Source organism: Lysinibacillus sp. SGAir0095, assembly GCF_005491425.1.
GTDB lineage: Bacteria > Bacillota > Bacilli > Bacillales_A > Planococcaceae > Ureibacillus.
In genome coordinates this window covers 1,309,375-1,321,418 of record NZ_CP028083.1, presented here as the reverse complement: position 1 = coordinate 1,321,418, position 12,044 = coordinate 1,309,375, and the positions used below count along the sequence as shown (strand labels likewise).

The window sequence follows — 12,044 nt, the reverse complement described above, 5'->3', positions numbered from 1 at the left end:
AAAGGACTATTTGTGTTAGAATTTTTAGTTATTTCAATATTGAATCAATAGAGGTTGCAGTTGTTTTTTATGATGAATGGCATGCTCAACTGTTTCCACCATTTTAGTGAAGTCGGAGATTAATGAATTGGGTTTGTTATTTGGATCATCTTGACCAAATGGAATAAAGTAAATATTCTTGGAGTTCATGAGCTTCATAATGTTGACACCGTTTAACCCAAGGGCATCATTTGTTGAAATACCTAATACAACCGGTGATCCATTACGCAGAGTAGCCTTAGCCGCCATTAAAACAGGGCTATCTGTTGAAGCATTGGCAAATTTACTAATGGAATTTCCTGTCATCGGTGCAATTACCATACAATCTAATGGGTTTTTCGGTCCGAATGGCTCCGCCTCTAAAATCGAGGAAACAACTTTCTCTCCAGTTAGTGCCTCGATTTTTTGAATCCATTCTTCTCCTGTACCAAATCGCGTTGCAGCTGTTAACACCGAATGTGTAATAATCGGAACAACCTTCGCTCCCACTTTTGTGAAGTTCTCAATTTTTGGAATTACATCCTCATACGTACAGTGGGATGCTGTTATCCCTAGCCCAATTCTTTTACCTTCTAGCAAGTGTGTCTCCTCCTTAATTGTTCAACAATTGATTCATATAGTACATTTCCAGCATCTTCAGGGAAAAACTTTCCTGGCAATGCAGGCAACAGTTCATACTGCTTTCTACTAATACCATCTTGTAAACACCCTGGATAGGAGGCTAAATCGTATATTGGTATTGAGATTTTCTCGTTAAATTGTTCATCCAGCCATTTTGCAGGAATTGTGTTAATAAAGAAATCTCCTTTGATTTCTCCAACTTCATATAAATCCACAGCTTCATAACGGAATGCCTTGGCTTCATTCAATTGCACATTAGAACGCACCGCGATACAAACCTCAGCCCCGATGCTTCTCAAAATATGTGCAACCATTTTCGCCACTCGACCAAAACCGGTAATGATGAATTTCTTTCCCATAATTGCTCTTTTCGTATTATAAAAACCAGATACAAATGCTTCTGCCGTTAACACCGCATTGTGCCATATAAATCCTTCATCTTCCAAATAGTTATGAATTTCGTTTTCTTTTAAAATTTCCCGCCACTCTTCGTTTAACTTTCCAGCAAACAGGACCGCCTTGGAAAGTCCTACTACCACAGGAACTTTAACTGGTAGTGGATGAATGGGCAGCACAACAAAATCAGGATGAAACTCAAGAACTGTCTTGTTAAGCTCTTCATCCCATTCTGTTAAATTTTTATAATAAACCGTTCGATGATCATTGCTTAGATTTTTCGCTAACACTTTCATGCGCATATCTGTACCTACAACGAGCCACTTCTCTTCAGTCATTTAGTCAAACTGCCTTCTTTTTGATGATGTTCGGTGGAATAAAATTCGATCTTCGCCAATCAGATGAATTTCTTCCCAAGGAATAAATAATGGTGCCGTTGCTTTTTTCTTCTGAAATGGCATTTTTGCAGATTGTTCATGTAGTTCGAATCCAAAAATTTTGCCGGATTTTGGATCAAAAAGACATTCCGTTTCAGATAAATAGCCATACCTCACACCATTTTCCATTTCAATTAATTCCTTCTCCGCAAGCTCCGATAGCAGCATGTTTTCCCTCCTCCATGAGCTTATTGTTACTATATGCAACGCCAGAATTGTTGGTGCCCCTTTTTTCAAAACTCCATCATGACAGAGGTCTTTCTTTTATTTGTAGTTTTCGATATTAAATTTTTTAAAGGGGTGTATTATATTTGTGGTTATTTATGGTAATTTCATTTTGTAGATCTAGAGCATTTTAGAGGTTATTAAAATACGATTTTGGGGCAGTTATTGGTTAAACGATATCCATTTTATTACTACAAAAAGTATGTCAGATATATTAATTTACTTAACGGGACCTGCACATTATTACTAATCCCCTTAGAAAAACATAATTTTCGTCAATACCAGCGAGAAAAGTTCAATATTAAAGTAAAAAACGGTTGTCTCCTATATAGTATAGAAGCCAACCGTCTTACTTATTTTACCCCTTGCCCGATAATGGAGATGGCGGGATCTACTGATAAGATTGAATGGATCAGTTCATTTACTTTATCCATTGAAACTTCGTCAATTTCCGAAATGATTTCATCAATTGATTTATGGCTGCCATGGATGAGCTCATTTCGTCCATTTCGGCTCATTCGCGAATTGGTCCCTTCCAATCCTAAAACAAAGCTTCCTTTCAGCTGTTCTTTCGCGTTAAAGAGCTCTGTATCCGTTATTCCATTTAATCGCACTTTCTGCAATGTATCATTAATGGTATCATGCATGATGGAAAGTTGCTGATTGTTTGTGCTTCCATAAATAGTAAATGCACCCACATCGGCATAACAGGATTGATATGAGTATATCGTGTAGGCTAATCCGCGCTCTTCTCTTACTTCCTGGAATAGTCGAGAGGACATATTCCCCCCAACAATATTATTTAATGCGATAAAGCTATTTAACTTTGGATCCATTACGCCTATTGCAGGATAGGAAATAGCAAGATGCGATTGTTCTACATCTCGTTCTTTTACAAATTTGCCAGAATGGAATGCTGGATTTGTCAGGGTTGTTTCAACCGCTTTTTTGGAACGTTCATAGCTACCAAAAAGCTTTTCTATATGTAAAAGTAAATCCTTCGTCACATTCCCGGCAACTGATATGACAATATTTTCTGGGCAATAATGCTTTTCCATATAATTACAAATTGTGTCAGCCGTAAAGGTTGAGAGCGTTGTATTCGTCCCCAAAATTGGTAGTCCCAAAGCATCTGTTGGATACATGACACGCCATAATTGTTCATGAACATCGTCATCTGGTGCATCCTCACTCATGAGGATTTCTTCCAGAACCACTTGACGTTCTTTGTCTAGTTCGTTCCCATCAAAAGTAGAATTGAAAAACATATCCGCTAAAATCGAAACAGCTAATTCTCCATGATGATCCAAAACTTTTGCGTAATAGCATGTATTTTCCTTTGAAGTAAAGGCATTTATTTCCCCACCGATGCGGTCAAACTCTTCAGCGATTTGTCTAGCCGATCTAGTTTTCGTCCCTTTAAACAACATATGTTCAATAAAATGTGTAATCCCGTTTTCTTCAGGCATTTCGAATCGGGAGCCTGCCCCCACCCAGATACCCACTGAGATGGATCGAACATGAGGAATCTCCTCCGAAACAATTCGAACACCGTTTTGACAAGTATAAACTGTAACCAAATTTTCCCCTCACCTATCTAAAATTCTTTTACAGCGACGAAAGCCTGTGCCAGTCGCACTTCTTTTCGCTGTGACGAAACTTTGCGTCAGTCACACTTCTTTTCACTGTGACGAAAGCTTTGCGTCAGTCACACTTCTTTTCACTGTGACGAAAGCTTTGCGTCAGTCACACTTCTTTTCACTGTGACGAAAGCTTTGCGTCAGTCACACTTCTTTCCACTGTGACGAAAGCTTTGCGTCAGTCACAAAATCATAATGGCTTATTTGATTAATCATATGCTAAACTGTTCGAACCTTCAACTTAGAAACTTTTATTTTTGTATTCATATTTTCACAATGATTTAAGAATTTCTTAAGAATTGTCCTTCCTATATCTTCAGATTCGATCGCTACAATAAAGTTAACTCAATAAACAAAGGAATGAAAACTTATGATAACAGTGAATTCTCTGCACCATACCTTTTCAATTGGAAAGAAGGGCAGCGAGAAAAAGGTTGAAGTATTAAAAGGCATTAGCTTTCACATAGAACGTGGAGAAATAATCGCCATTGTCGGAAAAAGTGGATCAGGGAAGTCTACTTTATTGCAGATTATTGCCGGTTTTATGAAGCCCGATTCCGGGTCAATTATGGTGAACAATACTGAAATTGCCGGCTATAACGAAAAGCAGAGTGCCGCATTTCGTCTAGATCATTTCGGATTTATCTTTCAAAACTTTCAATTGCTTCCGGCACAAACGGTCTTCGAAAACATCGAGCTTCCTTTGAAGTTAAAAGGTATCAGTAGCGTAATTCGTGAAAAAAAAGTCTCTGAAATCCTGAAAAAAGTAGGTTTAACAGAAGTAGCCGACCATTATCCAAATGAACTTTCAGGAGGGCAACAGCAGCGTGTTTCCATTGCAAGAGCGATAATCACGAACCCGCCGATTATTTTAGCGGACGAGCCTACAGGTAGCCTTGACTCCCAAACCGAACAAGAGATTTTAGCTCTCATCCAAAAGCTCAATCAGGAAGAAAATTTAACGTTTGTCATCATCACGCATGACGAAGAAGTTGCATCTACTGCAAATCGTCAATTTCGCATGACAGATGGCGTACTAGTTGGAGGTATGACCCATGTTATTTAAAGACCAATACCAATTTGTATTTCAACATATGAAGAAAAATAAACTCCGAGTGACCATGACCGTATTAGCTGCCATGATTGGCTGTGCTTTTTTAATTGTTTTGGCTTCGATTGGATTTGGCATTCAGCATACGATGAAAAGTGAAATCTTAAATGATGAAGCCATTACCCAAATAGAACTCTGGGGTGATGAAAAGCTTTCAGAGGAAGATGTAACCTATATCGAAGACATCGAGCATGTTAATGTTGTCTTAAATAGAGCAGATATTAGTGGTTTGGTGAAAACAACTTTGGAGGATCGTGAAGGAGAAAGCAATGCTGCTATCGTTGATATGGAAGCACAAAAACAACTTCCTTCTGACCTAAGTGAAGGTCGCTTACCAGAAAAAGCCAATGAAATTGTTGTAGGCTATCATTACGCACAAAATTTGCTGAATGAAGCAGACTTGGCTAAAATAGCAGATAATTCAAAGGAAGTAGATGAATCGGAAGCTAATTATGAGGAGTCAGAAGTAGGCTATAAGGGCGAGCTTTTAAATACGGAAGTATCACTGCAGCTATTCGATGACAACACACAGGAATATATGGAACCGGCTACTTTTACGATTGTCGGGATACTAAAAGAACCTTCCTATGATTGGTATAGCGATTCAAAAATTCTATTTAGTGATTCTCTTTTAGACCTATTTCCTGAATTAATCACCTACCCTACAACTAAAATTTATGTGGATTCTATCGAAAATGTTATGCCTGTATTGGAACTCCTAAAAGCGGAAGATTACCAAGTCTATTCACAAATCGAACAATTAGAAGAGCTTGATATGTTTTTCTTGATCTTTAAAATCGGACTCATTTTTATTGGAACTATCGCAATTCTCATTGCTTCCATCGGGATTTTCAATACGATGACGATGGCGGTGACAGAAAGAACACGCGAAATCGGTGTTTTAAAAGCAATCGGTGCTTCACCTTCATTAATTCAACGCTTATTCTTAATGGAAAGTACTTTTATCGGTGTATTGGGTACTGCTTTAGCCATCATCGTTTCTTACGCGATTAGTTTCGCTGCCAATGCGATTTTACCTTATGTAGTCTCATTCGCTTTATCTGATGCAGACTTGTCATCTTACGAGATTACGTTTTCTCTTATTCCATGGAGTTTAGTGGTGATTGCAGGAGGCATTAGTTTAGCAGTCGCCATATTATCTGGCTTGCGACCAGCCCGAAATGCAACAAAAATTGAAGTTATCCAAGCTTTGCGACAAGAATTATAATTAGAGAGAGTTACCTTGGAAATCGGTTTGAGGACCGATTTTGTGAGGTGACTCTTTTTGGCTTTTATGTTTGTGTTCCCACTTATGAAAAGCATCCCGGTTGCTTGTTGCTATAGAATGCGTTTGATTCTAGATATGATGTACCTCTCTCTGCTTTTACTTCCAAAAAGTGCTTCACACTCCCTATGATGCACTTCTCACACCGCAACGCTTACGTCTGATACATTTCTCACACCGTAAATCTTACGTGAAAGTGCCTCATCCTTCTTATGATGCACTTTTTTCTCTGCTTATCCTCCTAGAAAGTGCTTCACACTCCTTATGATGCACTTCTCACACCGCAACTCCTATCAGAATGTACTTCATCCTCCTTCTGATGCACTTTTCTCACTGTTTATCCTCCTAGAAAGGGCTTCACACTCTCTATGATGCACTTCTCACACCGCTACTCTTAAGTGAAAGTGCTTCATCCTTCTTATGATGCTCTTTTCTCACTGCTTATCCTCCTAGAAAGGGCTTCACACTCTCTATGATGCACTTCTCACACCATAACTCCTACGTGAAAGTGCTTCATCCTTCTTATGATGCACTTTTCTCACTGTTTATCCTCCTAAAAAGTGCTTCACACTCTCTATGATGCACTTCTCACACCGTAACTCTTATGTGAAAGTGCTTCATCATTCTTCTAATGCTCTTCTCCCTCCGCTTTTCTGTCAGAGAGTACATCATTCCCATAAGATGCAATTTTCTCACCACTATTCCTTCAAAACTCGCTTTACCAGAACTCCTCTCCAAAACAAAAAAAGCGGAGGGAACAACTCCCCTCCACCTGCTAATTATTATTCAGCTTGCTCTGCGCGTTCTTTTTCTTCTTTGATGACTACTTTGCGAGATAGGTTGACGCGGCCTTGGTTATCGATTTCGATGACTTTTACTAGTAATTCGTCGCCAAGTTTTAGAACGTCTTCAACTTTGTTCGTGCGTTCCTCTTGGATTTCAGAAATGTGCAGTAAGCCGTCTTTTCCTGGGAAGATTTCACAGAATGCACCGAATTTCTCGATACGTTTTACTGTTGCCATGTAGTATTCGCCTACTTTAGCTTCACGTACGATGGATTCGATAATTTCTTTGGCACGTTTGTTCATTTCTTCATTTGCTGAAGAAATGTAGATTGTCCCATCTTGTTCTGTGTCGATTTTCACGCCAGTTTCGTCGATAATTTTGTTGATTGTTTTACCACCAGATCCGATAACGTCACGGATTTTTTCTGGATTGATTTTAATCACTTCAATTTTTGGTGCGTATTTAGAAAGATTCGTACGGGATTCCGCAAGTGTTGCAAGCATTGAATCCAGAATAATCATACGGCCTGCTTTTGCTTGTTGTAATGCTTCTTCTAAAATGTTGCGTGATAGTCCATCGATTTTGATGTCCATTTGAAGTGCAGTTACACCTTTAGCAGTACCGGCAACTTTAAAGTCCATGTCTCCCAGGTGGTCTTCCATACCTTGGATATCCGTTAAGATCGTGTAGTGCTCGCCTTTTTTCACAAGACCCATTGCAATACCTGCTACAGGTGCTTTAATTGGCACACCCGCATCCATCATGGCAAGTGTTGATGCACAAATCGAAGCTTGGGAAGTTGAACCATTTGATTCCAATACTTCTGATACACAACGGATTGCGTATGGGAAGTCCGCTTCATCCGGAATAACGGCAAGTAGTGCACGTTCACCTAAAGCACCGTGACCGATTTCACGACGACCTGGTCCGCGAATTGGTCCTGTTTCCCCAACAGAGAATTGTGGGAAGTTATAGTGGTGCATAAAGCGTTTTGACTCTTCAAGTCCTAAGCCATCAATAATTTGAACATCACCAAGAGGTCCTAAAGTACAGATGGATAATGCTTGAGTTTGTCCACGTGTAAACAGACCTGAACCGTGAGTACGTTCCAATAATCCTACTTCAGAAGATAATGGACGGATTTCATCCGGTTTACGACCATCTGGACGAACTTTATCTTCTGTAATTAGACGGCGAACTTCTTCTTTCACCATTTTATCTAAAATTGTTTTTACTTGTTTTAATGTTTCATCATCTGCTTCTTGCTCTTCGTAACTAGCCATCACGCGTTCTTTTACAACACCGATTGCTTCTTCACGAGCATGCTTTTCAACAGTTTGGATGGCAGCGATCATTTCTTCTTCACACATCGCTTTTACTTGTGCTTGAAGTTCTTGATCTACCTCATATAACTCCACCGCGATTTTTTCTTTGCCCATGTCTGCAACAATTTGTTCTTGGAAGGCAATTAACTTTTTAATTTCTTCATGACCGAACATAATTGCTTCCAGCATGATTTCCTCTGTCACTTCTAATGCACCAGCTTCAACCATGTTGATGGCATCCTTGTTTCCTGCTACTGTTAAGTGAACAGTACTTTTTTCTGATTGTTCAGTTGTTGGATTCAGGACGAATTCTCCATCGATATAACCAACATGTACACCTGCGATAGGGCCATCAAAAGGAATGTCCGAAACAGCTAAAGCTAAAGAAGAGCCGAACATAGCAGCTACATCTGTTGGGCAGTTTGGATCTGATGACATAACCATCGAAATAACTTGTACTTCATTACGGAAGCCATCTGGGAACATTGGACGGATAGGACGGTCGATAAGGCGTGAAACTAGAATCGCATGCTCTGATGGACGTCCTTCACGTTTAATGAATCCTCCAGGAATTTTACCTGCTGCATATAGACGTTCTTCATAGTTTACAGTTAATGGGAAGAAATCTAATGGTTTTGGTGATTTTGACATTGTTGCTGTTGCTAGTACCGCTGATTCACCGTATCGAATTAATGCAGCACCATTTGCTTGTTTTGCTAGCTGTCCTACTTCTACTACTAGTTGTCGGCCAGCCCATTCATAGGAATAGACTTTCTTTTCGGTCATTTAATGAACCCCTTTCTCTTCTAGAACACACTTTCGTCACGAATATAATCATAGTAAGTGTATCAAAAAACCAATTTCTATGCTAAATATTTTCTATCTAATTATGTCTAATTCGCATATTTTTTACAATTATTTTAGGAGATATTTATCTATTATCTTAAAATCATTTCATTTTTATGAATGATTGAGGATCTATTCAAAAAATTTCTTATTATTAACTTGTCCAAATTTTACAATTAAATACTGATAAGCGGCGTAATTGTTATATTTGACCATACACTTTTTACATAAATAAAAAGCGGGAATGTTCCCGCTTTGTTAAACTCAGGACCGTTCCCGCTTCCTTATGTCTAGCTTTTAGCAGCCAGGCTCTCATCGCAAATAGCGAGTATTGAGCCTATAAGCCGCTTCAGGCATGTATTATCGACGTAAGCCTAAACGTTTGATTAATTCACGGTAACGTTGTACATCAGTTTCACGAAGATACTTTAATAAGTGACGACGACGACCGATTTTTTTAAGAAGACCACGTTGAGAGTGGAAATCTTTTTTGTGAGTGCTTAAGTGAGCGTTTAAAGCGTTGATATCAGCAGTTAATACTGCGATTTGCACTTCTGGAGAACCAGTGTCCCCTTCGTGAGTTTGGAACTCAGCGATAATTTCATTTTTGCGTTCTTTTGTAATTGCCATGTTAAATGGACCTCCCAAATAGTAATTATTTACACCTCTAGCACAGCAGTCGTTGGAGAATCGAAAAGCCGAGCCAAGGTTTTGTGCTTGTTGGCACTTAATGAATAGTACCATACTTCAGATTTACAATCAACTGTTACGAATGTGCGATGAAATATTCAATGGCTTCGTTTTTATCTTTCTCGATTTGCGCTTTTAACGATTCAATTCCATCAAATTTCTTCTCACTGCGGATTCTTTTATACCAGCCTACTTTTACTTCTTCGCCGTAGATGTTTTTATCGAAGTCCAAAATATGCACTTCGATTGAAAGCTGTTTGTCCTCTGGGTTTTTAAAGGTCGGTTTATAGCCGACATTACAAACGCCATCATACCATTTATTTTGTACCAGGATTTTGACTGCATATACGCCTGTAGCTGGAATGAAGCTTCCTTCCATGGATTGAATATTTGCTGTTGGAAACCCGATTGTACGGCCTCGCTTATCACCATGAACAACAATCCCCGGCACTTCAAAGGCGCGTCCTAAAAGCTGTGCGGCACTTTCCATATCGCCATCTTGCAAGTATTTTCGAATTCTAGTGGAGCTGATTTTTTCTTCGTCATCCGTTTGTTTATCAATGACAGTGACACCATACTCCCCGTTGCTAAGCTCTTTCATAATTTCCATATTCCCTTTTCCAAATTTGCCAAAAGAATAATCAAAGCCAGCGGACACATGCTTCACATTTAAATCTCTAATAAAATATTGGATAAAATCTTCTGGTGAAAGTTTCGCAAAATCAGATGTAAAATGAACGACAAAAACATTGTCTACACCGAATTCTTCCAATACATCAAGCTTTTGCTGTAAGGGTGTTATGTAAAATACCTTTTCTTTGCGTCCACCTAAAACAATAGATGGATGTGGATCAAATGTCATGACAGCGCTTTCGATATTTAATTGCTTTGCCATTTCCTTTGCGTTTTGGATAACTGCCTGATGCCCTTTATGTACGCCATCAAAAAAACCTACTGCTAAAGAATAGGCAGATGACAATTCGTTTGCTAGATTTAGTTGATGCGGATATTTTAAATGAACTACCTTCATCACGGGACTTGCCTCCTAATTAGTTAGTTCGGGAACATTTTCTCTGGCTTCATGTACCCTTCTTTGGTCGGATGTTTTATATATACAGCATAAGCTTTACCTTGAATGCTATAAACAATTTTATCATTTTCTTTCAATAATGCATGAATGGGAAGCACTTGTCCATTCAAAATTTGTTTTTCATTTGATTCTTCCACTTCAATAAATGGATAGGAAGACAATGCGTATTCTACAGGTAGCAGCACTTCATCAATCTTACCTTTATTCATGATTTCTTCCACTTGCTGTAGTGTGACACATTCCTTTTCTGTAAATGTTCCAGATGCGGTGCGTACAAGTGATGCCATGTGCGCAGGGTAACCAAGCTTTTCTCCAAGCTGAACAGCAAGTGTTCGGATATAAGTACCTTTACTGCATGCTATGCGAATTCGGAAAGTTACTTCTTCCCCCTCGAAGTTGTCGGCATCATCCAATAGCTCTAGTGAATATATCATTACTTTTCTTGTAGGACGTTCCACAATTTCCCCTTTACGTGCATATTCATAAAGTCGTTTCCCATTTACTTTAACAGCTGAGTACATTGGCGGTGTTTGTTCGATTTCGCCAGTTAATTGTTTAAGCGCTTCTAAAAGCTCGTTCCGAGAGATTGCTTTATGGGATAAATTTTCTTCAACCGTTTCGCCTTCTGCATCCTCGGTAGTTGTTGTTCTGCCAATCGATACGACAGCTTCATAGGTTTTACCTGCATCGGTTAGGTATTCAGCTATTCTGGTTGCTTGTCCGATACAAATTGGAAGTACGCCTTCAACTGCAGGATCCAATGTTCCGGTGTGGCCTACCTTTTTCGTTTTTAAAATTTTACGTAATTTAAAGACGCAATCATGACTTGTCATGCCACGTTCTTTCCAGAGAGGTAAAATGCCGTTCATTTTGTATACTCCTTTGAAATTGTGTGTGTAATTGTTGTGAAATAGAACTCTCAGGGTTTATTTAGAATCACTACAGTGCTTTTGCGATTCCAGCCAGTTTTGTGGATAACCCAGCCACTATCCCCGATAATTCAGCCACTTCATCTAAATAAAAAACCTACATCGCACACAGATATGCAGATGTAGGCTTTACTTTTAATCGATCATTTAATCGTTATTTAGAGAACGCAAGAGTGCGTCGATTTTGTTGCCGTATTCTACAGATGAATCGAATTCAAATGTAATTTCGGGTGTACGACGCAAGCGGATGCGATGACCAATTTCAGTGCGGATGAAACCTGCAGCTTTTACTAAAGCCTTCAGGGTTTCTTCACGCTCACGGTCATTGCCAAGAGATGAAATATAGACTGTTGCTTGCTGTAAGTCACCAGTAACGTCTACATCTGTAATCGTAACGAACCCAACACGTGGGTCTTTCAATTTACGAGTGATGATATCACCAAGCTCTTTTTTCATCTGTTCTGCTATTCGATTTGAACGTACTGACATATAGTGACACCTCTGTTTAAAGATTAGAAAACTAGGCTAATTGCCGAGCTTTTTGGCAATTAGCCTTCGTTTACTTATGCGGATAAGAAAGTATTTCTTCTCCACTAAAAATTGCCTCCACTTACACTTATCTTA

General features: G+C 39.1%; 11 protein-coding genes. 2 read left to right on the top strand and 9 right to left on the bottom strand.

The features are described 5' to 3' along the window. Positions 1–33: 33 nt before the first annotated feature. The 4 genes from C1N55_RS06480 to C1N55_RS06465 form a co-directional block, all read right to left on the bottom strand. Positions 34–618, bottom strand: a complete 585-nt coding sequence (locus C1N55_RS06480) for a dipicolinate synthase subunit B (RefSeq protein WP_137728068.1) — start codon at positions 616–618, stop codon at positions 34–36. Next, positions 612–1,394 carry a dipicolinate synthase subunit A gene (locus tag C1N55_RS06475; RefSeq protein WP_137728067.1) on the bottom strand — a complete coding sequence of 261 codons (783 nt, stop codon included), beginning with the start codon at positions 1,392–1,394 and terminating at the stop codon, positions 612–614. Before C1N55_RS06475 ends, C1N55_RS06480 begins: the two co-directional genes overlap by 7 nt. Continuing rightward, on the bottom strand, positions 1,395–1,661 hold the full coding sequence (locus C1N55_RS06470) for a YlmC/YmxH family sporulation protein (RefSeq protein ID WP_137728066.1): 267 nt from the start codon (positions 1,659–1,661) through the stop codon (positions 1,395–1,397). 410 nt (positions 1,662–2,071) lie between these two features. Further along, positions 2,072–3,298 (bottom strand): M16 family metallopeptidase, encoded by a 1,227-nt coding sequence (locus tag C1N55_RS06465; RefSeq protein ID WP_137728065.1) that lies wholly within the window; start codon positions 3,296–3,298, stop codon positions 2,072–2,074. Positions 3,299–3,728: 430 nt separating this feature from the next. Between C1N55_RS06465 and C1N55_RS06460 the strand changes: the two genes are divergently transcribed. Next, positions 3,729–4,424, top strand: a complete 696-nt coding sequence (locus tag C1N55_RS06460) for an ABC transporter ATP-binding protein (RefSeq protein ID WP_137728064.1) — start codon at positions 3,729–3,731, stop codon at positions 4,422–4,424. Beyond that, positions 4,414–5,697, top strand: a complete 1,284-nt coding sequence (locus C1N55_RS06455) for an ABC transporter permease (protein WP_137728063.1) — start codon at positions 4,414–4,416, stop codon at positions 5,695–5,697. The genes C1N55_RS06460 and C1N55_RS06455 overlap by 11 nt, the downstream gene beginning before the upstream one ends. Before the next feature lie 839 nt (positions 5,698–6,536). Here the strand turns inward: C1N55_RS06455 and pnp are convergent. The 5 genes from pnp to rbfA form a co-directional block, all read right to left on the bottom strand. Further along, on the bottom strand, positions 6,537–8,651 hold the full coding sequence (gene pnp / locus C1N55_RS06450; RefSeq protein WP_137728062.1) for a polyribonucleotide nucleotidyltransferase: 2,115 nt from the start codon (positions 8,649–8,651) through the stop codon (positions 6,537–6,539). 420 nt (positions 8,652–9,071) lie between these two features. Then, the gene (gene rpsO / locus C1N55_RS06445) at positions 9,072–9,341 is read right to left on the bottom strand and encodes a 30S ribosomal protein S15 (RefSeq protein ID WP_137728061.1); all 270 of its coding nucleotides are present in this window, start codon (positions 9,339–9,341) and stop codon (positions 9,072–9,074) included. Positions 9,342–9,477: 136 nt separating this feature from the next. Next, positions 9,478–10,431 (bottom strand): riboflavin biosynthesis protein RibF, encoded by a 954-nt coding sequence (gene ribF / locus C1N55_RS06440; protein WP_137730555.1) that lies wholly within the window; start codon positions 10,429–10,431, stop codon positions 9,478–9,480. A gap of 23 nt (positions 10,432–10,454) precedes the next feature. Next, positions 10,455–11,360, bottom strand: coding sequence for a tRNA pseudouridine(55) synthase TruB (truB, locus tag C1N55_RS06435; protein WP_137728060.1), 906 nt, complete (start codon positions 11,358–11,360; stop codon positions 10,455–10,457). A 207-nt stretch (positions 11,361–11,567) separates the two neighbouring features. Then, positions 11,568–11,909 carry a 30S ribosome-binding factor RbfA gene (gene rbfA / locus C1N55_RS06430; protein WP_137728059.1) on the bottom strand — a complete coding sequence of 114 codons (342 nt, stop codon included), beginning with the start codon at positions 11,907–11,909 and terminating at the stop codon, positions 11,568–11,570. Positions 11,910–12,044: the final 135 nt, after the last annotated feature.

Coding starts and splice junctions, on each gene's coding strand:
- C1N55_RS06475 (WP_137728067.1), bottom strand. CDS start 1,394: ATGACTGAAGAGAAGTGGCTCGTTGTAGGTACAGATATGCGCATGAAA.
- C1N55_RS06470 (WP_137728066.1), bottom strand. CDS start 1,661: ATGCTGCTATCGGAGCTTGCGGAGAAGGAATTAATTGAAATGGAAAAT.
- C1N55_RS06460 (WP_137728064.1), top strand. CDS start 3,729: ATGATAACAGTGAATTCTCTGCACCATACCTTTTCAATTGGAAAGAAG.
- C1N55_RS06455 (WP_137728063.1), top strand. CDS start 4,414: ATGTTATTTAAAGACCAATACCAATTTGTATTTCAACATATGAAGAAA.
- pnp (WP_137728062.1), bottom strand. CDS start 8,651: ATGACCGAAAAGAAAGTCTATTCCTATGAATGGGCTGGCCGACAACTA.
- rpsO (WP_137728061.1), bottom strand. CDS start 9,341: ATGGCAATTACAAAAGAACGCAAAAATGAAATTATCGCTGAGTTCCAA.
- ribF (WP_137730555.1), bottom strand. CDS start 10,431: ATGAAGGTAGTTCATTTAAAATATCCGCATCAACTAAATCTAGCAAAC.
- truB (WP_137728060.1), bottom strand. CDS start 11,360: ATGAACGGCATTTTACCTCTCTGGAAAGAACGTGGCATGACAAGTCAT.
- rbfA (WP_137728059.1), bottom strand. CDS start 11,909: ATGTCAGTACGTTCAAATCGAATAGCAGAACAGATGAAAAAAGAGCTT.